The organism is Streptomyces sp. NPDC007875, from assembly GCF_042868035.1.
GTDB classification, from domain to species: Bacteria; Actinomycetota; Actinomycetes; order Streptomycetales; family Streptomycetaceae; genus Streptomyces; species Streptomyces antimycoticus.
Genome location: NZ_JBIADZ010000001.1, coordinates 598,870 through 621,553 on the forward strand (window position 1 = coordinate 598,870; position 22,684 = coordinate 621,553).

Consider the following 22,684-nt stretch of genomic DNA (forward strand, 5'->3'; position numbering starts at 1 on the left):
GGTCGGCTTCCCGGCCGTTCTCGCAGGTCGTCAGAGGGTCAGCCGCCCTTCTTGCCGGAACCGTCACCGGCGCTCTGGCTCTGTGGCTGGTTCTGCTTCTGCCCGGGCTTGTCGCCCGCCTTCTCCTCCGCCTTGGCCGCGCGGTTCAGAGCGTCCCTCAGATCGTCCTGGGCCCTGCCGTACGCCTCCCAGTCCTGCGGCTGCTTCTGGAGCGCGTCCTGGCCGTCCTGATACGCCTCCTGGGCGTCCTTGAGGGCTTCCTTCACCGTGGGGTTGGCGCTCGACGGCGGTTCCTGCCCACCGTCGCCCGGTGGCTGCTGCTCCTCGGACGACTCGCCGAAGACGGCGTCCAGGGCCTCACCCAGGGTGTCCTTGAAGACGGTCTCCTTGCCGTAGGAGACGCCCACCTTCTTCAGCAGCGGGTAGTTGGCGCTGCCACCGCGGGCGTAGACCGGCTCGATATACAGGAATCCGTCGTCCAGTGGCACGGTGAGCAGATTGCCGTACTCGATGTCGGAGTCGGTGCCTCTGAGATTCCGGACGAACTCGGCGACCTCCGGATCACCGTTGAGCTCGCTCTGCACCTGCTGTGGCCCTGGCACGTTGGAGGTGACCTTCAGCAGTCTTATCGTGCCGTAGTCCTTGCTGTTGGCATCCGCGTCGATCGACATGAACGCGCCCAGGTTGGGACGCCCGTTGGGGGTGAAGGTCGTCGTCAGCGAGAACGTCTGCCCCTTCTGGTCGGGCATCTTCATGCTCAGGTAGTACGGCGGTACCGCGTTCCCGTCCTTGTGGGTCGGGTCCTCGGGGACCTGCCAGGCGTCACTGCCGCTGTAGAACTGCGTCGGGTCGGTGACGTGGTAGCGGGTCAGCAGCTCGCGCTGGACCTTGAAGAGGTCCTGCGGATACCGCAGATGCTCCATCAGATCCTTGCTGATCTTCTCCTTGGGCTCGACCGTGCCCGGGAACGCCTTCTCCCAGGTCTTCAGGACCGGGTCCTTGGTGTCCCACTCGTAGAGCTTGACCGTGCCGTCGTAGGCGTCCACGGTCGCCTTGACCGAGTTGCGGATGTAGTTGACCTTGTTCTGCTGCGCGACCACCGACCGGTCTCCGTCGCTCAGCGAGTCGGCCGTGCTGTCGCCCAGGGTCGTCCGCGAGGCGTACGGATAGCCGTTGGTCGTGGTGTAGGCGTCGACGACCCACTTGATCCGGCCGCCCACCACCGCCGGATAGGCGTCACCGTCGATGGTCAGCCAGGGGGCGACCTTCTCGACGCGCTCCTTTGGGGTGCGGTTGTACAGGATCCGCGAACCGTCGCCGATCGCGCCCGAGTAGAGGATCTGGGGCTCGCCGAACGCCACCGCGTAGGCGGCGCGGTTGACCGGGTTGGAAAGGCTGACCCCGCTCTTGCCCTTGTAGCTGGTGGTCTTCTCACCGTTCTTCTCGTAGTCGAGCTCCTTCTGGGGGCCACCGACTATCGAGTACTGATCGGTCTTCTCGCCGTAGTAGACCTGCTGCTTGTAGGTGCCGACCCCGCCGCCGCTGGAGCTCTTGGTGGGCAGCCCGGACTCGGTGAAGTCCGGCGAGCCGGCCGGGTCCGCGTTGGGATCGGTCGTGGTGCCCTTCGCCGCCACCATGCCGTAGCCGTGGGTGTAGGTGAAGTGGTCGTTGATCCAGTTCCGCTTGGGGATGCCGTTGAGGTTCAGCTCGCGCACACCGACGACGGTGTCCTGGTCCTTGCCGTCGGCGCCCTTGTAGCGGTCGACGTCGAGGGTCGAGGGGAACTGGTAGTACTTCCGCTCCTGCTGGAGCTGCTGGAAGGTCGGCGAGATGACGCTGGGGTCGATCAGCCGGTAACTGGCCGTCGTATTGGCGTCCTTACGGAGCTTCTCGCTGCCCTCGCTGTCGTTCTTGCCGGAGTAGTCCGCCACCTTGGAGTCATCGATGCCGTACGCCTGGCGCGTGGCCTCGATGTTCTTCTGGATGTACGGCGCCTCCTTGGCCTGCTCGTTCGGCTGGACCTGGAACTTCTGCACGATCGCCGGGTAGAGCCCGCCGATGAGGATCGCCGACAGCACCATCAGCCCGAAGCCGATGACCGGCAGCTGCCAGGTGCGGCGCCACAGCGTCGCGAAGAAGAGCACCGCGCAGATGGCCGCGATGCAGAACAGGATCGTCTTGGCGGGCAGATAGGCGTTGGCGTCCACATAGCGCAGACCCGTCCAGTTGCCCGTCGCCTTGAAGTCGCTGGACTTCACCGCGAGGCCGTAGCGATCCAGCCAGTACGCCACCGCCTTGAGCGCGACGAAGACACCCAGCAGCACCGACAGATGGCCGGTGGCCGCGGCGGTCGCGCGGGCGCCGGGGCTGGTGACCCGCAGACCCCCGTAGAGGTAGTGCACCAGGGCGGCGGCGATGAGCGAGAGCACCGTGGCCGCGAAGCCGAAGCTCAGCAGGAAGCGGTACCAGGGCAGATCGAAGGCGTAGAAGGCCACGTCCTTGTGGAACTGCGGGTCCTTCTGGCCGAACGGCACTCCATTGACCCACAGCAGCCAGATCCGCCACTGGCCGGCCGCCGAGGCGCCCGCGATCAGCCCGACCAGGGCGGTGACCGCGAGCAGCACCCACTTCTTGAACGGGGCGATGCCCATCCGGTAGCGGTCCAGACTCTGCTGCTCCATGGACATCGCGCTGAGCGGCGGCCGCAGCCGGTGCGCCAGCCAGATGTTGATCCCCACCGCCGTGGCCATCAGCACGCCGAAGACGAAGAACAACCCGATCTTCGTCTTCAGGGTCGTACTGAAGACGGACGAGTAATGAAGCGAGCGATACCAGAGCCAATCCGTCCAAAACCCGGCAAACATGACAAAGAGCATGGCCAATACGGCCAGCACGCCCAAGGTCATGAGCAGGGTTCTGGCACGCCGGGACGGTCGGCCGACTCTCATCCGCGGCCCCGTTGGGCCTCCGCCGCGGTCCGGCATCTGGAAAGCCAAGGTGCGCACCTCGAAGTTCGCTGTCGATTGAGGACCCTGAACTCCAGGGCCCACCTGATGCAACTTACTCAGGCTTTACTCAGTTCCCGTTTCCGGGTCCGAACAGGGCACGATATGAACCATGTCCAACGCAACCCCCGGCACCGACCCGCTGGCCTCGAATCCTCTGACCCGAGCCGTCCTCGAAATTGACGAGTACGCCTCAGGGCTCGGCTGGGACCAGCCCGCCCGGCTCTTCGCCCTCGTCGACACCGCCCGGCTGCGCGCCGAGGAGCCCGGCCTCGCCTCCCAGCTCGGCCTTGACGAGGGCGGCGAGGAGATCGCCTCCCTGACCCCCATCGAGCAGGACGAGCTGCCCTCCGGCGACCCGCTGGACGAGTTCCTCGCCACCATCGCCTGGCCCGACGCCGTGGCCGGCTGCGCCCTGACCGTCGAGCGGCAGATGCTGCCGCCGTCCGCCGAGAGCTCCGTGCCCAAGGGCCTGGCCGACGCCGAGCTGGCCAAGTGGGTCGCCGAACATCCGGACCGCCAGGAGGTCCGGATGACCGTCGCCGTGCTGCGGGACGGCGCGCGCGAGTCGGCCCTGCGGCTGCGGGAGAAGGACTCCCCGACCGAGGTGCTCACCGGCGCCGGCCTGGTGCCGGGCCTGGCGGACGCGCTCACCGCCACCTTCGCCACCGACTGACCGCAGAGAGGGGGCGCCGCTCAGCCCGTCGTGCACTTCGGCAGACCGGCGGTGTCCCCCTTACGGATCTTCTCGAGCGCCTTGAGGGCGTCGTCGATCGTGTGCACCTTGACCAGCCGCAGCCCGCCCGGCACGTCCTTGGCGGCGGCCGCGCAGTTCTCCTTGGGCGTGAGGAAGTAGCGGGCACCCGCGTCGCGCGCGCCGATCGTCTTCATCTCGATCCCGCCGATCGGACCGACCGTGCCCTTGTCGTCGATGGTGCCGGTGCCCGCGATGTACTTCCCGCCGGTGAGATCCTCGGACGACAGCCGGTCCACGATCCCGAGCGCGAACATCAGACCCGCGCTGGGCCCGCCCACGTCCGCCAGCTTGATGTCGATCCGGAACGGGAAGGTGTAGTCGACCCCGGCCTGGATGCCCACGATGGCGCGGGAGGGGCCCTGGTCCGCCTTCGCGGTGGTGATGGCGACGCGCTCCTCGCCGGTGGGCTGCTTGCCGCGCTTCTCCGCTGCGGCCACGTCCTTGGCCGGGACGACCGAGAAGACCACTTTCTGGCCCGGCTTGTGCTTGGTGACCAGCTTGGCGACGTCATCGGGCTCGCGCACCGCCGTGCCGTCCACCGACTTGATCACATCGCCCGCGTGCAGCTTGCCCTGGGCCGGGGCGCCCTTCTGGACGGCGCCCACGATGACATGCGCGGTGACCGGCTTCTTCAGCGCCCGTAGCGCGGCGACCTTGGCGGACTCCTGGGACTGGGTGAACTCCTCGGCGTTCTGCTGGTCGACCTGGTCCGGGGTCTTGTCGTCCGGGTAGAGGGTGCTGTGCGGTACGACCACGTCATCGTGCGCCAGCCAGCCGTAGACGGCCTCCACGAGATTCATCCGGTACTCGGAGCCGGTGACGCGGACCGTGGTCATGTTCAGATGGCCACCCGTGGTCTCACAGTTCTTGCGGCCCGAGATCTGCAGCACGCACTCCCCGTTGTGCTCCCCCAGGGTGTTGTACGTCGGCCCCGGAGACATCTCCGCGTACGGCACCGGGATCAGCACTCCGGCGCAGAGCAGCGCGATCAGCATCAGAAGGGAGGCGAGCATCGTCGCAGTGCGGCGTGGCATGGAACGACAGTACGGGACCCGTCCGTCAGTCCACCGTCGGGGCCGTCCGTACGAGGAGCGGCGCGGACGGGGCGCGGTCAGGCCGCGGCGTCCGAATCGGAGGGCCGGCGCTCCATCGCCTCGCGGAAGCGGGCATATCCGGCCAACTCAGCTACGTCCCCCCCGGACTTCCGTTTTACGGCTCGGGCGGCTATGCCCGCGTATATCGCCGCGGCTATCGCCGCGAACAGCGGAATGAGCAACCAGAGAAGCGCACCCACAGCAGCCTCCCGACCCCTGGAAAAATCGCGGTCCACGACCGCGACTGACAGATGAGCAGATTAATCCTCTGCCAGGTCAACGCTCACGGCAGGGTGGGGGTTACGCAAGTGGAGTACACCCTTCCGCGCCCAACCGCATTCCCGCTACGCCCCAACCCGCCCTCCCGTCGCCCGACCACCACCCCCAACGAGGCGCTACGCGCCCACCCACTCTTCGGTGCCGTCCGCGAACGACTGGTGCTTCCAGATCGGCACCTCGCGCTTGAGGTCGTCGATCAGACGGCGGCAGGCGGCGAACGCCTCCGCGCGGTGCGGGCAGGAGACGGCCACCACCACGGCCAGATCGCCGATCGCCAGATCGCCCACCCGGTGCACGGCGGCCAGCGCGCGGACCGGGAAGTCGGCCACGACCTTCTCGGCCACCCGGCGCAGCTCGGCCTCGGCGGTCGGATGCGCGGAGTAGCCGAGGGCGCCGACCTCCGCGCCTCCGTCGTGGTTGCGCACGGTGCCCACGAACAGCGCCGTACCGCCCGCCGCGGCATCGCCCACCGCCCCGAACACCTCGTCCACGGAGAGGGGCGTGTCACGGACGGCGAGCAGCCGGATGGGATTGGCGGCCGCGAGTTCGCCCGGGTGATCGTACGAATGTGCCATGCCGTCCATCGTGCCGCACCGTCCCGTCTTCACGTAATACCGGATCCCGGAAAGCGTCTTCCGGTACAGGCCCGTCCGGGTCAGGCCCGCGCCGGGCGCGTCTCAAGCCCGGGGCAGGGCCCGTCCCAAGCCGTGGCTCAGGCCCGTCTCAGGCCCGACTCAGGCCCGGCGGCGCGCCTTACGAGCGCGACGCACGATCGCCGCGGTGCCCACCAGGGCCACGGTCGCGCCCGCGGCGCCGAGCGTCGTGGCGTCCTTACGGCCCAGGCGCCGGCCGGCGACCGTATGACGGCCGGAGACCTCCTCCAGCAGCTCCGCCAGGACCTCCTCGTTGGTCCAGCGCGGCCGCCAGCCCGCCGCGTGCAGCCTGCTGCCGCTGATCGCCCACGGGTGCATCGTGTACGCGAGATCGCCGGCCGGGGACGGCGTCAGACCGAGCCGGTGCAGCCGCGAGGCGGCGCCCAGGGCGACCGCCGAGGGCAGCTCCATACGCCGGATCCCGGACAGCTCCTCGACCTCCTCCTGCTCCAGCCAGCCCTCGCAACCGACCGCAAGCTCACCCTCGACCTTCTCCAGGGCGGCGTACTCCAGCGCGCCGACCAGGTCCTCCACATGGCAGAACTGCCAGGTGGGACGGGATCCGGCGACGACCAGCAGGCGCGGTGACTCGAAGTAGCGGGTGAGCGCGGTGTCCGTGCCGCCGACCAGGATCGCCGGGCGCACCACGGTCACATTCAGCCCCGGATGCGCTCGGGGCGCGCGCTCCCCGAGCCGCTCGATCTCCAGGAGATCGCCGACGCCGGTGGCCTCGGCGGTCGCCCGCAGCTCCGCGTCCTCGGCGAGTGGCACGGCGTTGTCCGGGAGCGCCCCGTAGACCATCGCGGAGGTGCACAGCACCACCCGGCGCACCCCGGCCGCCGCGGCAGCCGTAAGGACGGTCTGGGTGCCGCGCACGTTGTAGGCGGTACGGGCGGCGGAGTCGGTGCCCAGGTCCAGGTCGACGGCGAGGTGGACCACCACGTCCGCGCCGCGCAGCTTCTCGGCGATGGCCGGATCGCGGACGTCCAGCACATGCCACTGCGCCTCGGTCACCTCACCGCGGCGTTCATCGATGGCCAGGACCTGCTTGACCTCTTCGGACTCCGCGAGCCGCTGCGTGAGCAGGGCACCTGGGCCCGAGGCGGCACCGGTCACCGCCACGACGGGTCGTCGTGCGGTGCGAGCCGTATCGTTTCGCGCAGCGCGAACTTCTCGGTCTGGGGAACTCACCGGGCGTCTCCAGCGGTTGTCTTCAGTACGGAGCGCATGCACGCATACGTACCAGGTGACGTCCATCCTGCCGCAGGGCGGCGATCAGCGAAGCACCGAGCCCGGAAACCGGCGAGGTGTCTAGGCTGGGTGGTGATGTCGGGCATCCGCCACCGGCCCGGGAGCCGGTGGCCCAACGAGCCGAGGAAACCCGTGAGTGACAACCCATTCGGATTCGGCCTTCCGCCGGAGGAGCCGGAGGACGGCGACGACGGCAGGAAGAAGGGCGGCCAGGGCGGCGAGCAGGGCCCCGCGAATCCCTTCGGGTTCGGCGGCGGACCCGGCGGAGCGGGCGGCGCGGACAATCCGTTCGCCGCGATGTTCGGTTCGCTGAATCCGGGCGACCTGGGCGCCGCCTTCCAGCAGCTCGGGCAGATGCTCTCCTACGAGGGCGGCCCGGTGAACTGGGACATGGCCAAGGACATCGCGCGCCAGACCGTGGCGCGCGGCACCGCCGACGGCAGTAAGGACGAGAGCGTCGGCCCCGCCGACCGTGCCGCGGTCCAGGAGGCCGTGCGCCTGGCCGACCTGTGGCTGGACGGCGTCACCTCGCTGCCCTCGGGCTCCGGGAGCGCCGTCGCCTGGAGCCGCGCCGAATGGGTCGAGGCGACCCTGCCGGTGTGGAAGGACCTGGTGGACCCGGTCGCCGAGCGGGTCGGCGCCGCCATGGGCGATGTGCTGCCCGAGGAGATGCAGGCCATGGCCGGCCCGCTGCTCGGGATGATGCGCTCGATGGGCGGCGCCATGTTCGGCACCCAGATCGGGCAGGCGCTGGGCGTGCTGGCCGGTGAGGTGGTCGGCTCGACCGATATCGGACTGCCGCTGGGCCCGGCGGGCAAGGCGGCCCTGCTGCCGGTCAACATCGCGGCGCTCGGCTCCGGCCTCGGCGTGCCCAAGGAAGAGGTCCGGCTGTATCTGGCCCTGCGCGAGGCGGCCCACCAGCGGCTCTTCGCCCATGTGCCGTGGCTGCGTTCGCACCTCTTCGGCGCGGTCGAGGGGTACGCCCGCGGCATCAAGGTCGACACCGCCAAGCTGGAGGACGCGGTCGGCCAGCTCGACCCGACCCACCCCGAGCAGCTGCAGGAGGCACTGCAGCAGGGCATGTTCCAGCCCGAGGACACCCCCGAGCAGAAGGCCGCGCTGGCGCGTCTGGAGACCGCTCTGGCGCTGGTCGAGGGCTGGGTGGACGCGGTGGTGCACGCCGCCGCCAAGCCGCATCTGCCGTCCGCCGACGCCCTGCGCGAGACGCTGCGGCGGCGCCGGGCGAGCGGCGGTCCCGCCGAGCAGACCTTCGCCACGCTGATCGGCCTGGAGCTGCGGCCGCGCCGGCTGCGGGACGCCTCCCGGCTGTGGGCCTCGCTGACCGACGCCCGGGGCCTGGAGGGGCGTGACGGGCTGTGGGCGCATCCGGACATGCTGCCGACGGCGCAGGACCTCGACGACCCGGACGGCTTCGTCCACGGCGAGCAGCTGGACTTCTCCGAGCTGGACAAGATGCTCGGCGAGGCGGCGGGCGGTGAGGACCGTAAGGACGGCCCCGAGCGCCCCGACCTCCGTAAGGACAGCGGGGGCAGCGAGGGCAGCGAGGACGACCGGGGCGACGGCGAGAAGTGAGTCTGCACCAGGACGCGGCGCGGGTGCTCACCGAGTGGCCCGCGCCCGATGCCGCCCAGGAGCGGCTGCGGCGGCATTACGGCGACCATCTGGCCGCGTATCCGGACGGCATGTGGAAGGCGTGCGGGGACGGCCACATCACGGCGAGCGCGCTGGTGGTCGACCCGGACCGGGAGCGCGTGCTGCTCACCCTGCACCGGAAGCTGCGGATGTGGCTGCAGATGGGCGGCCACTGCGAGCCGGACGACACCACGCTCGCGGGCGCGGCGCTGCGCGAGGCCACCGAGGAGTCCGGGATCGAGGGGCTGACGCTGCTGCCGGGCGGCCCGGTGCGGCTCGACCGGCACCACACCCCCTGCGCCTGGCATCTGGACGTCCAGTACGCGGCGGTCGCGCCTCGGGACGCGGTGGCGGCGATCAGCGACGAGTCACTGGATCTGCGCTGGTTCGGCTACGAGGAGGTGGCGGACGTGGCCGATGGATCGGTGCGGCACCTGGTGACGCGCACCCGCGCGCTGCTCTGAGGAGCGCGTCGGCCGCGAACCGGGAGTCCGCGGCCGCCGTTCTCCATCGACGTGACCTCGGTCAGTTGCTGAAGATGTTGCCCTGGTTCTGACCGCGGGCGCCTTGCTGGCCCATGCCGAACTGCGCGGCCACGCCGCCCCCCACCACCGCGTTCTGCGGCGGGAGCAGCTCACTGGGCTGCACCAGGGCGTAGCCCTGGCCGAGGAAGCTGAGCTCCCAGCCCTCGCCGGTGTTGCCGCGCCGCCGCCAGACGCCCGAGGAGTGCGTCTGCGCCTGCATCTGGACCCGCAGCGAGCTGGACCAGGCGACGATGGCGTCCGCGTCGACGTTGACGTACTTGTCGGGGGTGACCTGGAGCAGCAGCGGCTGCCCCGAGGTCATCAGCGCGACCTTGCCGCGGCCGGAGATGTTGAGGTTGTACTTGCCGGAGCCGGAGATCCCGTACTGGCTGTCCACCGCGATCGTCTCCCAGTGCAGCGTGGAGTCGAGCGCGAGCACATAGGAGCTGTCGACGGTCAGCCCGTCGTGGTCCACGTCCATCACGTGGATGTGCTGGGCGAGGTTGGCGAGGTAGACCGTGCCCTGCCCGGAGCAGCGCATCAGGTCCAGGCCCTCACCGGCGCGGCTGCGGGTCATGCGCTGCCCCGGCGTCTGGTACTCGCCGTCGAACTCGATGAGCCCCTGATAGGCGACCATGCTGCCCTTACGGGCGAGCACGTCCTCATGGCCGCTCAGGGCGACCCGGAGCAGCTGCGGGTTCTGCAGCGCGTAGCGGTCCTGCGTCTGGGCCTCGGTGAAGGCGAAAAGCGGGCTCTGCATCTGGTGTCCCTCCCCCTCAGCCCCGGGCCCGGAGCCGGTCGGTGCTGTCCTCACTGGGCTGTACGACGACGAAGCCCTGCCCGGAGAAGCCGAGCTGATATGCCTCGCCGCTGCCCCGGCCGATCAGGGACGACGCCTTGAAGCTGCGCTTGCCCTTCACCTTGAGCCCCGAGGACCAGGCCACGAGTGCGTCCGGGTCCACATAGGTCTCGTCCTCACCGCGGCCGCAGTCGACCACGATGGGGGTGCCGCGGGAGGTCAGGGCGACCCAGCCGGTGCCGGAGACGCCCACGTTGAACAGGCCCTGCCCGGCGAACTTGGCGATGCCCTTGACCCGTTCGACGCCCCACTGGAGATGCGCGTCGAAGGCGAGGAGGTTGGTGCCGTTGACCGACAGCGCGTCCCCGTTGAGGTTGATGCAGACGACGTTGGCCCCGTAGTCGGCGAGGTAGAGCAGCCCGTCACCGCTGCACCGCATCAGCGGGGCGCCCTCGCCGGTCAGCCACTGGGAGGCCATCTGACGTACCGCGGGCGGGTTGGGCTCGTACTGGACGAAGCCCTCGTAGGCCACCATCGAGCCGGTGCGGGCGAAGAGGTCCTGGCCGCTCTGCATGGCGACCTTGAGCATGCTGGCGCCGTGGTTCTCCATACGGGCGGCGACCGGGGCGGGTGCGAAGCCCGAGATCATTTGCTGGTCCATGACGGGCTCCTTCAGACCTCGTAGGGCTGGACGACGATGAAGTTGCCGGGCGCGCCACGGAACTGGAGGTTCACGGTCTCCCCGCTGTGGCCGGGGTAGGCGCTGCGGCGCAGCCGCACCTGGCTGGAGATGATCACCTGGGATCCCGCGGACCACGCCACGATGGCGTTGCTGTCGGCGAAGGTGGTCGGGGTGACGGGGAGGACGACCGGTGTGCCCTCGGTCTTCACCACGACGGTGCCGGTGCCCTGGAACTGCATGGTGAACAGCGCGCCGCCGGGGATGCCGTGGCCCTCGATCCGGCGCACCTCATGGTGCAGCGACTCGTCGAAGGCGAGCACGTTCTCGGCGGCGACACAGATGGCGTCGCCCTGGAGCTCGATCGGGTGGAGTTCGGCGGCGTTCTCGGCGAGGAAGACCTGCCCCTGGCCGGTGCAGCGCATCAGCTGCATCTCCTGGCCGGTCGCATTGCCGACGATCCGGCCGCGGAAGCCGGCGCCCTTGTAGCTGAAGTCGACCTTGCCCTGGTAGAGCACCATCGTGCCCTGGCGGGCGAGCACGGGCTGCCCGCCGACGCCGAGGTCGACCCGCATCAGCCGGGGGTTCTGCGGCGTCCAGCGCTGGCCGGTGGGCGCCTCGCGGTACTGGGCCAGCGCGGCCTGGAGCCCGGGCGCGCCACCGCCGCCCTGGGGGACGCCCATGGCCTGCGGCTGACCGTAAGGAGCGGGCTGGCCCGGCTGACCGGCCTGGCCGGGGTACGGCTGGGCGGGCGGCTGGCCGTACGCCGCGGGGGCGGGCGGGGTCTGGCCCGGCGGCTGCCCGAAGGGGGCCTGCTGGCCCGGGAACTGGCCCGGAGGTGCGGGCGGCGGCACCTGGCCGGGGGGCGGCACCTGGCCGGGCGGCGCGATGGGTGCGGCGATGGTCGGGGCGCCGTGCATCTGCGGGGTACCGGGGGCGGGCGGCTGAACGCCCTGAGGGGGCGTTCCCTGGGGCGTTCCCTGCGGGGGCGTACCCGGGGCGGGCATCCCCTGAGGCTGCGTGCCCTGGGGCGGCGTGCCCTGGGGCGGCGTGCCCTGGGGAGCGCCGAAGGCGGGGGCGGGCTGCGGCGCCGGGGCAGCCGTCGCGGCCGGGGGCGCGAAGCCCGGGGCGGGGGCCGCCTGGCCGGGCGGCGCGAAACCGGGCGTGGCGCCCTGGGCGGGCGCGGGGGCGGGCTCCTCCTCGGCCACCTCACCGCCGAAGTTCTTGAGCAGCGCGTCCAGTCCCCCGTCGAAGCCCTGTCCGACGGCGGCGAACCGCCAGACGTCCTTGAGGTAGAAGTCGCCCAGCATCACCGCGCGTTCGGTGCTGAACTCCGAACCGGTGAAAGAGTACCGGGCCACCTCCTCGCCGCCCGCGACGATCCGGATATAGCCGGGGCCGATCTGCGACATCTGCCCGGCGCCGTCGAGGGTCGCGGTGAAGGAGAGCTTGTGGATGGTGGAGGGGATGCTGTCGAGCGTGACGCGGAACGAATCCGTGTCACCGGCCTGCGCCCCGAGTTGCTGTATCGCTTCTTCAGGGGACTTCGGCTGGTTGAAGAAGATGAAGTAGCGGTCGTCCGACAGTCGCTCGTCCGCGTCGAGCCCGAAGCAACTGATGTCGAACGTCAGGCCGGGCCCGGCGATCTGCACCCCGACGTACAGATCCCTCCCGGCCGTCAGATCACTGATCCTGGCCTTGTGGCCGCGCTGGAATTCCCTGGCCATACGTTAGGACCGTCCCCCATCGCCGTACCGGTGAGTGCATTGCGCGCCAGGCTAGCCGCTGCCGCCGACTATGAGCGACGCCAAGGAGCACGGGTGTGGTTCCGTTACGGCACGGGGGTGGTTCCGTTACGGCACCCGCGTGGCCCCCTACGGCTGGTCGTCCCCGGGCCCGGAGAGATGCGGCAACCGCCCGGCGGCGACCACCCCTTCGAGATAGCCCCGCGCCCGCTCGGTCCGCGGATACGCCTCCAGGAGCTGCCAGAAGCGGCGGCCGTGGCCCGGCACCAGCAGATGGGCCAGCTCGTGGAGGAGTACATAGTCCACGACGTACTCCGGCATTCCCTGGAGCCGGTGCGAGAGCCGGATGCTGCCCTCGGCGGGGGTGCACGACCCCCAGCGGGTGTTCTGGTTGGTGACCCAGCGGACGGTGACGGGCCGGGCCCGCCCGCCCAGGTACTGGCCGGAGAGCAGCTCGGCGCGGGCGGCCAGCTCCGTGTCGCCCAGCATCCGCTTGCTCTCCTGCGCGGCCAGCTTGTCCAGCATGACGCTCACCCAGCGCTGCTCCTCCGCCTCGGACATCCGGGCGGGGATGAGGACGACGGTGCGGTCGCCCTCGCGATAGGCGGAGACCGTCCTGCGCCGCCGGGTGCTCCTGCGGACCTCGACCGCGCTCGCGCCCGAGCCTCGGCTCTGCGGGCTCGGGACGGTGCGCGGTGCGCTCGCGGCGCTGCGGGGGCTCTCCCCCGCGGTGCGAGAGGACGGATCGGCGGGCACGCCCCGACGTTACCCGGTGGCCGCCGGGGAAGTCCCGCCCCGCACCTTGTTGCGGACCGAACCACTCCACGGTGTGCACGGCTTGTACCACCGGTGTTCGTACGACTTATTCCACCGCCTGTGGATAACGCTCTGCGGGCTCTGGGCGCCTACCCGCATGCTGAGGGCGGTGCAACGGAAGCGAACCAACGCAGTTCGACATGAAAAGTGATGAATAGGTAAGCACAGTCACGAAGAGTCACAGAACATCAAACGGGGGGGACGGCGATGCATCCGATGCTCAAGCCCGCGCTGCGGCGGGGCTGGCGGAGCCGGGACACGGTCCAGTTCGGGGTGGCCCGTGCGCATGCGGTGGTGATGGGACCGGTGGACACGGCCACGGGCAGCTTTCTGGAGCTGCTGGACGGCACACGCGGTTTGCCGCTGCTGCGGCAGGAGGCCCGGGCCATCGGGCTGCCGGAGGGGCGGGCCGACGCATTGGTGGACCGGCTGGCGGCGGCCGGTCTGCTCGACGAGCCGAGGGACGGTGGTGAGCCCGCCGCGGCCCTGGACCGGCTGCGGCCCGACGCGGGGGCGCTGTCGGTGCTGCATCCCGAGCCCGGGGCGGCGGCGCGGCTGCTCGCCGCGCGGCGGGCGATGCGGGTTCAGGTGCGGGGCGCCGGCCGGGTCGGGGCGGCGGTCGCGGCCGCGCTGTCCGGCTCGGGGATCGGCCGGGTCGATGTGGTGGACGGGGGGTGCGTCGAGCCCTGGGACGTGGCTCCCGGCGGGCTGTCCGCCGATCAGATCGGGGAGCGCCGGGATGTGGCCGCGCGCCGCGTGGTGCGCCAGACCGCGCCCGGTCCGCTGCCGCGCCGCCCGGCGCGGCAGCGGACCTCCTCGGAAGAGCGGACCCCCTCGGGGGAGCCCGGTCTGGCGCTTGTGGTGATCGCCCCGCGTGACGGCCTCGCCGCGTACGCACCGGCTCCCGAGCCGGCCCAGCCGCTGCTCGCCTCCGGGACACCCCATCTCTACGCGGGAGTCATCGAGGCCACGGGGGTGGTGGGACCGCTGGTGGTGCCGGGCATGACGCCCTGCGCGGGCTGTGCCGCGGCGGGCCGTGCGGAGCGGGAGCCCGTCTGGCCGCGGATGCTCGCGCAGTGGCGGTCCGGCCGGCGGCGGACCGCCCCCGCCTGTGACGCGGCGCTGGCGATGGTGGTGGCGGGGCTCACCGCGGTGCAGGCGCTGGCCTTCCTCGACGGCCGGCCTTCCGGGGGCGCGGGTGTCCGGTGGGAGTTGGCGCTTCCCTCCCTCGTCTGGGAGGCGCGTCCGGTCGTAGCACATCCCGGATGCGGCTGCGGAGCGGCCGGGGAGGAGGATGCCGTATATGCCTCGGCCGCAGAGGCACCGCACGCGACAATGTCCGGGTGACCCACGTCCGTGGAGTGGGCGACGGGGGCCCGGGGGCCACCCTCCGGGATGGCACGGCTGTAGTTGGAGGGGCGCATGACCGATCTGCCGCGCAAGGCGATCACCCGTACCGCCAAACTGGCGGCGCTGCCCTTGGGATTCGCGGGGCGCGCCACGTGGGGGCTCGGGAAGCGGATAGGGGGACGGCCGGCGGAGATGGTCGCGCGCGAGGTACAGCAGCGCACCGCCGAGCAGATGTTCAAGGTCCTCGGTGAGCTCAAGGGCGGGGCCATGAAGCTCGGGCAGGCCATGTCGGTCTTCGAGTCGGCACTGCCCGAGGAGATAGCCAGGCCCTACCGAGCGGCCCTGACCAAGCTCCAGGAAGCGGCCCCTCCCATGCCCAGCCGCACGGTCCACGCGGCGCTGGAGGAGCGGCTGGGCCCGGACTGGCCGGAGCTGTTCCAGGAGTTCGAGGACAAGCCGGCGGCGGCCGCCTCGATCGGGCAGGTGCATCGGGCGGTCTGGCACGACGGGCGCGTGGTGGCGGTCAAGGTGCAGTACCCGGGCGCGGGCGAGGCGCTGCTCTCCGACCTCAATCAACTGAGCCGGTTCGCCCGGGTGCTGGGGCCGCTGGTGCCGGGGCTGGACATCAAGCCCCTGATCACGGAGTTGCGCGAGCGGGTCGCCGAGGAGCTGGACTACGAACTGGAGGCGGCGTCCCAGCGGGCCCACGCGGAGGAGTACGCACAGGACGCGGAGATCGTGGTGCCCGAGGTGGTGCACCAGAGCGATCAGATACTGATCACCGAATGGCTGGAGGGGATACCGCTCTCCGAGGTGATAGCGGATGGCACCCAGGAGGAGCGGGACCGCGCCGGGCAGCTGCTGGCCCGCTTTCTGTTCTCGGGGGCGTCCCGCACCGGGCTGCTGCACGCCGATCCGCATCCGGGAAACTTCCGGCTGCTGACCGGGGACGCCCCGGACGGACCGCCGGAGCGGTGGAAGCTGGGGGTGCTGGACTTCGGTTCGGTGAACCGGCTCCCGGAAGGGCTTCCGGAGCCCATCGGCATCGCACTGCGCATGGCGCTCCAGGGCGATGCCATGGGGGTCTACGAGCTGATGCGCGGGGAGGGCTTCGTCAAGCCGACGATCGAGATGGACCCGGACGACCTGCTGGACTTTCTGCTGCCGATGCTCGAACCGGCCCAGGTCGACGCGTTCGTTTTCGACCGGCAGTGGCTGCGCAGCCAGGCGGCGCGGGTGGCCGATCGTCACTCCCCCGTCTATGAGCTGGGCAATCAGCTGAATCTGCCGCCCGCCTATCTGCTGATCCACCGGGTGACCCTGAGCACCGTCGGGGTGCTGTGCCAGCTGGGCGCCACGGTGCGGCTGCGGGATGAACTCGAAGCATGGGTCCCCGGCTTCGCCGAGGACCCGGAATCCGAGGACGGCGCCGATGAAGGCGCCGAAGCCGAAGAAGCCGCCGGAACCGGAGAAGCCGCCGAGGCCGAAGAACGCGCCGGAACCGGAGAAGCCGCCAAAGCGGAAGAAGGCGCCGCACAAGGCGCCCAGGAGAAGTCCGAGGCCGCGGAGACCTCGGCCTGAGCACGCGCGCCGCCCGGTCGCGCTTCTGCCGCCGGGTGGCGTCGCCCCGAAGCGCGGGCGCTTCGGGGTGGCCAAAGGGCCGGTCCGATCGGACCGGCCCTTTGGCCACGCGACGGGTCGAGGTATGACCCGTCAGCGTGTGGTGATGTCAGCCCCGGCTCTGGCCGGTGGCGCACCTGCTGGTCACTGCATGACCGCGATGGCCAGGGCGCGGCGGGCGCGGAGCGAGGCACGCTCCGCGCGGCGCTGCATCCGGCGGGCGGCGGCGAGCCGAGCGGCGGGCCGTTCGGACTCGGCCTCCTGCAGCCGGTCGTGCATATGCGCACGCGCCAGGGCTTCTTGGATGAGTTGCATCTCTCGGTTCCTGTTCTGGCGCGACTCGGGCGCGCTGGAGGTTTCGGGTGCTGGGGTGTCGGAGACCGGTGGGGTCATCGTCGGGACCTGCTTCATGGGGTCGTGCGTCGCTGGGCGATCGATGGTGCCGGTGGTGCTCATGCCGCAACCGGGTTCTTGCGCGGGCGGCCACGCGGCCGCTTGCGGGCCACCACCACGCCCTGGACGAAGAGCTCGCCGCCCCAGACGCCCCAGGGCTCACGGCGGTCCTTGGCACCGGCGAGGCAGGCCTCACGCAGCGGGCAGGTCTGGCACAGCGACTTCGCGTACTCGACGTCGGCCGGGGACTCGGCGAAGAAGACCTCCGGGTCGTACGAACGGCACGGAACAGCTACACCCAGGTTCTCGATGGCCTCATCGAGTTCGGTGAGGGCGGTGAGCGGGGTCAAGGAGTCCTCCGAGGAGTCAGGCGGTCGGTTCAGGTCGGTCGATGCGGACGGGGCGTGTGCGTTGAGTTGCACGGTGTGTGGTCCTCGTCTCTTCGGTCCGGCTGGTGGCCGGGCTCTGGCAAATCAAAAGGGCCGCGGATCCCGGTGTGGGTTCCGCGGCCCTGGAAGGTGCCGACCTGATCCTGGATCAGGCTGGATAACTCCAGGGTTCGAGCCTGCGGAAGGCCCACGTCTTCTGGTGCTGCTGCGTCGTCCGGGATTCGGCACCATTGGCCGCAAAGGCATAGGCCATTGCCTGTGCCACTGCCGCTACCGCAGGTGCCGGGATCGGTCGCTCACTGAGGCGCGCCTCATTGACGCCGGGCATACCGGTGCCAGGAAGCGCGGAGCCGAGCAGGCAGGTGGCGACGACCGATCGATCGGCCTTTTTGATGGTGTTGATGAAGCTGATCACTGGTCTTCGCCTCCTCTCGGCGTCTCAGGGACCGATCGAAACCAGTCCGGGTGTTCAGTACAACACGGAATCCTTGGCTCCTGGAAGGGCCGTTGTCTCCGTGCTCGGAAGGCTATGGGTATGGCCTCGGCGCGCGCAAACTATTTTTCCGTCGAGTTTTGCCAAGGGTCACCCGAATGGCTTCCCCCGGCACCGTCGTCGCCCTCGCCGCCGACTGCCGAGGGCAGTTCCCGCCCCGCGCACAGCGCGAGAACGTCGACTCCGAACCGGTCGAGCTTGCGTCGTCCGACACCGGCGATGCGGGCGAGCTCCGATTCGGTTTCCGGAACGGCCTCGGCGATCGCGAGCAGTGTCTTGTCGGTGAACACGCAATAGGCCGGCTGCCCCAGCAAGCCCGCCTGCTCCGCCCGCCAGTCGCGCAACCGCTCATAGAGCGCCTCGTCCAGCTCGGACGGGCAGCCCTCGCAGCGCATCAGCTTCATCTCGCCCGCGTCGGTCAGCGCCCGGCCGCACACCCGGCAGTGGACCGGACCACGCCGCCTGCGCACCGCTCCGCCCCCGCCGCCCGGGGCCCCCGCCCCGCGCTCGATCCCGCCGGCCCCGCCGAGGGTGCGGGCGCCCACGGCCTGGGAGCCGGGCCGCAGCCCGTTGAGAAAGCGGGTGGGGCGGCGGGAGGCCCGGCCGCCCGGAGCCCGCGAGAGCGCCCAGGACAGCGCCAGATGGTGACGGGCACGGGTGACCCCCACATAGAGCAGCCGGCGCTCCTCCTCGATCTGCTGGTCCGTCTTGGCGTAGGTGATCGGCACCATCCCCTCGGTGAGACCGACCAGGAAGACGGCGTCCCATTCGAGGCCCTTGGCGGCATGGAGTGAGGCGAGGGTCACACCCTCGACGGTCGGGGCGTGCTGCGCCGCCGCCCGCTCGTCGAGCTCCGCCACCAGATCGGAGAGCGTGGCCCCGGGGCGGCTGCCCGCGAAGTCCTCGGCGAGCCGCACCAAAGCGGCCAGGGACTCCCAGCGGTCGCGCACCGCGCCCGACCCCGCCGGGGGCTCGGGCGTCCAGCCACGGGTGCCCAGCACGGCCCGCACCTGGGATGGGATGTCGGCGTCCGCCAGAGCCGGGTCGGCACTTCTTCCGCGGGCCGCGCCGCGCAGCAGCAGCCCCGCCTCGCGCACCTCGGGCCGCTCGAAGAACCGCTCGGCGCCGCGCAGCTGATAGGGCACCTGGGCATCGGCCAGCGCCTGCTCATAGAGCTCCGACTGGGCGTTGACCCGGTAGAGGACCGCGATCTGGCTCGGCGGGACGCCCCCGCCCCCCTGCTCGACCGGGGTGATCAGCTCACGGATCCGGCGGGCGGTGCCCTCGGCCTCGGCCGGCTCGTCCGCATAGGCGGCGTAGACCGGGTCGGGGCCCGCCTCCCGCTGGGAGACCAGCTCCAGCCGGTGCTCGGCGGCCCGGCCGCGGGCTTGGGAGAGCAGCCCGTTGGCCAGGTGGACCACCTGGGGGGTGGAGCGGTAGTCCCGGATCAGCTTGACCACGGTGGCCCCGGGGTGGCGGGTGCGGAAGTTCAGCAGATGATCGGGGGTGGCGCCGGTGAAGGAGTAGATGGTCTGGCTGGCGTCGCCGACCACGCACAGGCTGTCCCGGTCGCCCAGCCACAGCTCCAGCAGCCGCTGCTGCAGCGGGCTGACGTCCTGGTACTCGTCGACCACGAAGTGCTGGTACTGACGGCGCACCTGATCGGCGATGTCGTGCCGCTCCTGGAGCACACCGACCGTGAGGAGCAGCACATCCTCGAAGTCGATGACGCCGCGGTCGCGCTTCAACTGCTCATAGGTGGCGTAGATCCGGCCGATCTCGGCGGCGTCGCGGGGAGCCTCCCGGCCGGATTTGGCGGCCACGGCCGGATAGTCCTCGGGCACGGTCTGGGTGACCTTCGACCATTCGATCTCGCCGGTCACGTCCCGCAGCTCATTGCGGTCCAGCCGGACCCGGCACCGCGCGGCGGCCTCGGCCACGAGCTGCACCTTGCGCTCGACCAGTCGCGGCACCTCACCGCCGACCGCCTTGGGCCAGAAGTACTGCAGCTGGCGCAGGGCCGCCGAGTGGAAGGTGCGCGCCTGCACCCCGCCCGCGCCGAGCTGCCGCAGCCGGCCGCGCATCTCCCCCGCCGCCCGGTTGGTGAAGGTGACGGCCAGCACGCTGGCGGGCTGGAGCATGCCCGCGCGCACCCCATAGGCGATCCGGTGGGTGATGGCACGGGTCTTACCGGTGCCGGCCCCGGCCAGCACGCACACCGCGCCGTGCAGGGACGTCGCCACCTCGCGCTGCTCGGGGTCGAGCCCGTCGAGCACCGCGTCGGCATCACGCGGCGTGGCCGCGTAGGCACCCGGTGTGGAGCCCTGCGGGAACAGAGTGGAGGACGTTGCTGCAGTCACCCCGCCATGCTGCCAGGTCCCCTGGGACCCCCGTGCCGGTTGTCCACAGCCATCGCCTTCCGGTCATATGAATACCGGGAATGACCGGCGGAAGGTGAGCGTTCACCTTCTGCCCACCCACCACGACCCCGAGGAGAGCGAAGACCGATGTCCGGCACTGTGACGATGTACAGCACCACCTGGTGCGGCTACTGCCGCCGTCTGAAGGGGCAGATGGACCGCGAGGGCATCGCCTACACCGAGATCAACATCGAGCAGGACCCGGAGTCCGCGGCCTTCGTCGAGAAGGCGAACGGTGGCAACCAGACGGTGCCGACCGTTCTCTTCCCCGATGGGTCGACCCTGACCAACCCGTCCCTGGCGCAGGTCAAGGCCAAGGTCGGCGTCTGAGTCAGCCCCGCGGCAGCGGCTCGCCGTACCAGAGCTCGATCAGCCGGGCCGCGATCGAGATGCCGGACGGAGGCAGGACCTCCCCGGACTCGATCGCGGCCCGCAGGTCGTCCCGGGAGAACCAGCGCGCCTCGTGGATCTCCTCCCCGTCCACCTCGATCAGGGAGGACGTGGCCTGCGCCATGAAGCCGAGCATCAGGCTGGACGGGAACGGCCACGGCTGGCTGGCAACGTACGCGACCTCGCCGACCGTGACACCCGCCTCCTCCGCCACCTCGCGGACCACGGCCTGCTCGATCGACTCGCCCGGCTCCACGAAGCCCGCCAGCGTCGAGAAGCGCCCCTCCGGCCAGTGCACCTGGCGCCCCAGCAGCGCACGGTCCTGCTCGTCCCGCACCAGCATGATCACGGCGGGGTCGGTCCGCGGGTAGTGCTCGGCCCCGCACGCGGGGCAGCGGCGGATATGGCCCGCCGCCGCGATCATCGTGCGCTCACCGCAGCGTGAGCAGAAGCGGTGCAGCCGCTGCCAGTTCTCCAGCGCGACCGCGTGCACCAGCAGCCCCGCGTCGCGCTCGGACAGCAGCGCGCCCGCCTCGCGCAGCCCGGCGGGGCGTGCCGACTGGTCCATCCGCCCCGGCAGGGAATCCTTCTGCAGCGCGAAGTAGCGCACGCCCTCCTCGTCGGTGCCCAGGAAGTAGCGGTGGTTCTCGGTGGGCGGGGCCTCGAAGGACGGGGTCATGACGAGCTCGGTGCGGCCGTCCGGGGTGTCGTCGACCAGGGCCTGGCCGCCGGAGACCACGAAGACACGCGTCGTCGGGTGGCTCCACGCCGCCGCCAGCCACGCCTCGTCCAGGCGGTGATGCGCGGAGCGGTCGATGCCGCTCGGGGCACTGAGCGTGATCGGCCGGTCGGTGGCGTGGTCGGTCCAGGTGGTCACGGTTGCTTCCAACTCCCCCAGCGAAATGGGTGATTTACGTACATAAGCGAGCTAATCCCGTCCATTCTCGGCGAGATCGCCCCAAAGATGGGCCGCCGTCTCGGCGCCCTTCATGAGCAGGCCGAGCTCGACCTTCTCGTTGGGCGCGTGCCAGCCGTCGGACGGCACCGAGATGCCCAGGAAGAGCACCGGGGCGCCGAGGAGGTCCTGGAGATCGGCGGCGGGGCCCGATCCGCCCTCTCGGGTGAAGCGGACCTTCTGGCCGAAGGCGCGCCCCATGGCCCGGACGACCGACTGGAGCGCGGGGTGGTCCAGCGGGGTCAGACAGGGGCGGGTGGCGCCCCAATAGGTGATGTCATGGCGGATACCGGCCGGGAGCTGGGCGGCGACCCAGTCCCGTACGGCCGACTGGACCTTCTCCACGTCCTGGCCTGCCACCAGCCGGAAGGACAGCTTCAGCTGGGCGGCCGAGGGCACGATGGTCTTTCCGCCCGGCCCCTGGTAGCCCCCGCCGATGCCGTTGACCTCGGCGGTCGGACGGGCCCAGATCCGCTCCAGGGTGGAGTACCCCGCCTCGCCGAGCGTGGCCCGCGAATGCGCGGTCCGCAGCCAGCCCGCCTCGTCGAAGGGCAGCTCGGCGAAGAGCTCACGCTCGCGGTCGGTCAGCTCCACGACACCGTCGTAGAAGCCGGGGATGGCCACCTTACGGTCGGCGTCGTGCAGCGCGGCGGCCAGACGGGCGGCCTCGGTGGCCGGGTTGGGGACCGCGCCGCCGAAGGAGCCGGAGTGGATGTCCTGGCCGGGGCCATGGAGATCGATCTGGCAGTCGACGAGGCCCCGCATGCCGGTGCAGACGGTCGGGGTGTCCTCGGACCACATTCCGGTGTCGGAGACGATCACGGTGTCGCAGGCCAGCCGGTCGGCGTGCGCGCGGACCAGCTCGGGGAAGTGCGGGGAGCCGGACTCCTCCTCGCCCTCGATCAGCAGCTTGAGGTTCACCGCGGGCGCGCTGCGGCCGGTCACGGAGAGATGCGCCCGTATCCCCAGGGTGTGGAAGAGGACCTGCCCCTTGTCGTCGGCGGCGCCGCGGGCGTAGAGCCTGCCGTCCTCGATGACGGGCTCGAAGGGGTCGGTGCGCCAGCCGTCCTCGCGGTCGGCGGGCTGGACGTCGTGGTGACCGTAGACGAGCACCGTAAGGGCGTCGGGATCGCCGGACGGCCACTCGGCGAATACAGCCGGGGCGCCCGGTGTGTCCCATATCTCAGCCACCGGGAAGCCCGTCGCGGCCAGGTGGTCCCTCAGCCACTGGGCGCTGCGCCGGACGTCGTCGGCGCGGGCCGGGTCGGCGGATACGGACGGGATGCGCAGCCACTCGGAGAGTTCGGCGAGAAAGGCGGCGCGGTGGCTGTCCACATAGGCGCGAACGGCGTTGTCCGTGTCCGGGGTGTTGCTCATGGATGTGAGCCTATCCGGCCCGCGGCGGGACGCGGGCGGGGG

Annotated in this window: 21 protein-coding genes; 6 read left to right on the forward strand and 15 right to left on the reverse strand. The window is 70.9% G+C overall.

Features of this window, described 5'->3' with window-relative positions:
* Positions 1-38: 38 nt before the first annotated feature.
* The gene (locus ACFYOY_RS02560; RefSeq protein ID WP_351880973.1) at positions 39-2,984 is read right to left on the reverse strand and encodes a UPF0182 family protein; all 2,946 of its coding nucleotides are present in this window, start codon (positions 2,982-2,984) and stop codon (positions 39-41) included.
* A gap of 133 nt (positions 2,985-3,117) precedes the next feature.
* Between ACFYOY_RS02560 and ACFYOY_RS02565 the strand changes: the two genes are divergently transcribed.
* Positions 3,118-3,681, forward strand: coding sequence for a PPA1309 family protein (locus ACFYOY_RS02565; protein ID WP_351879875.1), 564 nt, complete (start codon positions 3,118-3,120; stop codon positions 3,679-3,681).
* 20 nt (positions 3,682-3,701) lie between these two features.
* Here the strand turns inward: ACFYOY_RS02565 and ACFYOY_RS02570 are convergent, their stop codons facing one another.
* The 4 genes from ACFYOY_RS02570 to ACFYOY_RS02585 all read right to left on the reverse strand — a co-directional run bounded on the left by ACFYOY_RS02570 (position 3,702) and on the right by ACFYOY_RS02585 (position 6,979).
* On the reverse strand, positions 3,702-4,796 hold the full coding sequence (locus tag ACFYOY_RS02570) for a S16 family serine protease (RefSeq protein ID WP_351879872.1): 1,095 nt from the start codon (positions 4,794-4,796) through the stop codon (positions 3,702-3,704).
* A 77-nt stretch (positions 4,797-4,873) separates the two neighbouring features.
* Entirely contained in the window at positions 4,874-5,056 is a 183-nt protein-coding gene (locus tag ACFYOY_RS02575) for a hypothetical protein (RefSeq protein ID WP_208518180.1), read from the reverse strand.
* A 195-nt stretch (positions 5,057-5,251) separates the two neighbouring features.
* On the reverse strand, positions 5,252-5,710 hold the full coding sequence (locus tag ACFYOY_RS02580) for a molybdenum cofactor biosynthesis protein MoaE (RefSeq protein ID WP_388584330.1): 459 nt from the start codon (positions 5,708-5,710) through the stop codon (positions 5,252-5,254).
* 159 nt (positions 5,711-5,869) lie between these two features.
* The gene (locus tag ACFYOY_RS02585; RefSeq protein WP_351879869.1) at positions 5,870-6,979 is read right to left on the reverse strand and encodes an NAD-dependent epimerase/dehydratase family protein; all 1,110 of its coding nucleotides are present in this window, start codon (positions 6,977-6,979) and stop codon (positions 5,870-5,872) included.
* A 192-nt stretch (positions 6,980-7,171) separates the two neighbouring features.
* Here ACFYOY_RS02585 and ACFYOY_RS02590 point away from each other — a divergent pair, with 192 nt between their 5' ends.
* Both ACFYOY_RS02590 and ACFYOY_RS02595 read left to right on the forward strand, forming a co-directional pair.
* On the forward strand, positions 7,172-8,632 hold the full coding sequence (locus tag ACFYOY_RS02590; protein ID WP_388584334.1) for a zinc-dependent metalloprotease: 1,461 nt from the start codon (positions 7,172-7,174) through the stop codon (positions 8,630-8,632).
* A complete protein-coding gene (locus ACFYOY_RS02595) occupies positions 8,629-9,156 on the forward strand; it encodes an NUDIX hydrolase (RefSeq protein ID WP_388584337.1) in 528 nt (175 codons plus the stop codon). The genes ACFYOY_RS02590 and ACFYOY_RS02595 overlap by 4 nt, the downstream gene beginning before the upstream one ends.
* A gap of 61 nt (positions 9,157-9,217) precedes the next feature.
* Here the strand turns inward: ACFYOY_RS02595 and ACFYOY_RS02600 are convergent, their stop codons facing one another.
* The 4 genes from ACFYOY_RS02600 to ACFYOY_RS02615 form a co-directional block, all read right to left on the reverse strand.
* Entirely contained in the window at positions 9,218-9,976 is a 759-nt protein-coding gene (locus ACFYOY_RS02600; RefSeq protein WP_388584340.1) for an AIM24 family protein, read from the reverse strand.
* Positions 9,977-9,992: 16 nt separating this feature from the next.
* Positions 9,993-10,676: an AIM24 family protein gene (locus ACFYOY_RS02605; RefSeq protein ID WP_014054765.1), complete on the reverse strand. Its 684-nt coding sequence runs from the start codon at positions 10,674-10,676 to the stop codon at positions 9,993-9,995.
* An 11-nt stretch (positions 10,677-10,687) separates the two neighbouring features.
* On the reverse strand, positions 10,688-12,421 hold the full coding sequence (locus tag ACFYOY_RS02610) for a TerD family protein (RefSeq protein WP_388584344.1): 1,734 nt from the start codon (positions 12,419-12,421) through the stop codon (positions 10,688-10,690).
* 147 nt (positions 12,422-12,568) lie between these two features.
* Positions 12,569-13,195: a M48 family metallopeptidase gene (locus ACFYOY_RS02615; RefSeq protein ID WP_351879854.1), complete on the reverse strand. Its 627-nt coding sequence runs from the start codon at positions 13,193-13,195 to the stop codon at positions 12,569-12,571.
* 267 nt (positions 13,196-13,462) lie between these two features.
* Here ACFYOY_RS02615 and ACFYOY_RS02620 point away from each other — a divergent pair, with 267 nt between their 5' ends.
* Positions 13,463-14,602, forward strand: a complete 1,140-nt coding sequence (locus tag ACFYOY_RS02620) for a ThiF family adenylyltransferase (RefSeq protein WP_351879851.1) — start codon at positions 13,463-13,465, stop codon at positions 14,600-14,602.
* A 75-nt stretch (positions 14,603-14,677) separates the two neighbouring features.
* The gene (locus ACFYOY_RS02625; protein WP_351879848.1) at positions 14,678-16,186 is read left to right on the forward strand and encodes an AarF/ABC1/UbiB kinase family protein; all 1,509 of its coding nucleotides are present in this window, start codon (positions 14,678-14,680) and stop codon (positions 16,184-16,186) included.
* 183 nt (positions 16,187-16,369) lie between these two features.
* On the opposite strand, the gene ACFYOY_RS02630 is transcribed toward ACFYOY_RS02625, so the two are convergent.
* From ACFYOY_RS02630 to ACFYOY_RS02645, 4 genes are all read right to left on the reverse strand, one after another.
* A complete protein-coding gene (locus ACFYOY_RS02630; protein ID WP_351879845.1) occupies positions 16,370-16,681 on the reverse strand; it encodes a hypothetical protein in 312 nt (103 codons plus the stop codon).
* Positions 16,678-17,040: a WhiB family transcriptional regulator gene (locus ACFYOY_RS02635; RefSeq protein WP_020868576.1), complete on the reverse strand. Its 363-nt coding sequence runs from the start codon at positions 17,038-17,040 to the stop codon at positions 16,678-16,680. Before ACFYOY_RS02635 ends, ACFYOY_RS02630 begins: the two co-directional genes overlap by 4 nt.
* A 115-nt stretch (positions 17,041-17,155) precedes the next feature.
* Positions 17,156-17,422 carry a hypothetical protein gene (locus ACFYOY_RS02640; protein ID WP_351879841.1) on the reverse strand — a complete coding sequence of 89 codons (267 nt, stop codon included), beginning with the start codon at positions 17,420-17,422 and terminating at the stop codon, positions 17,156-17,158.
* Between the two features lie 140 nt (positions 17,423-17,562).
* Positions 17,563-19,860, reverse strand: a complete 2,298-nt coding sequence (locus ACFYOY_RS02645; protein WP_388584350.1) for an ATP-dependent DNA helicase UvrD2 — start codon at positions 19,858-19,860, stop codon at positions 17,563-17,565.
* A 147-nt stretch (positions 19,861-20,007) separates the two neighbouring features.
* On the opposite strand from ACFYOY_RS02645, the gene ACFYOY_RS02650 reads away from it, so the two are divergent.
* Positions 20,008-20,250: a mycoredoxin gene (locus tag ACFYOY_RS02650; protein WP_020868579.1), complete on the forward strand. Its 243-nt coding sequence runs from the start codon at positions 20,008-20,010 to the stop codon at positions 20,248-20,250.
* 1 nt (position 20,251) lies between these two features.
* On the opposite strand, the gene nudC is transcribed toward ACFYOY_RS02650, so the two are convergent.
* Both nudC and ACFYOY_RS02660 read right to left on the reverse strand, forming a co-directional pair.
* Positions 20,252-21,187, reverse strand: a complete 936-nt coding sequence (gene nudC / locus ACFYOY_RS02655; RefSeq protein ID WP_351879835.1) for an NAD(+) diphosphatase — start codon at positions 21,185-21,187, stop codon at positions 20,252-20,254.
* Positions 21,188-21,238: 51 nt separating this feature from the next.
* On the reverse strand, positions 21,239-22,642 hold the full coding sequence (locus tag ACFYOY_RS02660) for a dipeptidase (RefSeq protein WP_388584354.1): 1,404 nt from the start codon (positions 22,640-22,642) through the stop codon (positions 21,239-21,241).
* Between the last annotated feature and the right edge of the window lie 42 nt (positions 22,643-22,684).

Excerpts from the sequence above, each read along its gene's own strand:
- ACFYOY_RS02650 (WP_020868579.1), top strand. The coding sequence starts at position 20,008 with ATGTCCGGCACTGTGACGATGTACAGCACCACCTGGTGCGGCTACTGC.
- ACFYOY_RS02620 (WP_351879851.1), top strand. The coding sequence starts at position 13,463 with ATGCATCCGATGCTCAAGCCCGCGCTGCGGCGGGGCTGGCGGAGCCGG.
- ACFYOY_RS02610 (WP_388584344.1), bottom strand. The coding sequence starts at position 12,421 with ATGGCCAGGGAATTCCAGCGCGGCCACAAGGCCAGGATCAGTGATCTG.
- ACFYOY_RS02630 (WP_351879845.1), bottom strand. The coding sequence starts at position 16,681 with ATGAGCACCACCGGCACCATCGATCGCCCAGCGACGCACGACCCCATG.
- ACFYOY_RS02605 (WP_014054765.1), bottom strand. The coding sequence starts at position 10,676 with ATGGACCAGCAAATGATCTCGGGCTTCGCACCCGCCCCGGTCGCCGCC.
- ACFYOY_RS02565 (WP_351879875.1), top strand. The coding sequence starts at position 3,118 with ATGTCCAACGCAACCCCCGGCACCGACCCGCTGGCCTCGAATCCTCTG.
- ACFYOY_RS02625 (WP_351879848.1), top strand. The coding sequence starts at position 14,678 with ATGACCGATCTGCCGCGCAAGGCGATCACCCGTACCGCCAAACTGGCG.
- ACFYOY_RS02600 (WP_388584340.1), bottom strand. The coding sequence starts at position 9,976 with ATGCAGAGCCCGCTTTTCGCCTTCACCGAGGCCCAGACGCAGGACCGC.
- ACFYOY_RS02560 (WP_351880973.1), bottom strand. The coding sequence starts at position 2,984 with ATGCCGGACCGCGGCGGAGGCCCAACGGGGCCGCGGATGAGAGTCGGC.
- ACFYOY_RS02580 (WP_388584330.1), bottom strand. The coding sequence starts at position 5,710 with ATGGCACATTCGTACGATCACCCGGGCGAACTCGCGGCCGCCAATCCC.
- ACFYOY_RS02570 (WP_351879872.1), bottom strand. The coding sequence starts at position 4,796 with ATGCCACGCCGCACTGCGACGATGCTCGCCTCCCTTCTGATGCTGATC.
- ACFYOY_RS02660 (WP_388584354.1), bottom strand. The coding sequence starts at position 22,642 with ATGAGCAACACCCCGGACACGGACAACGCCGTTCGCGCCTATGTGGAC.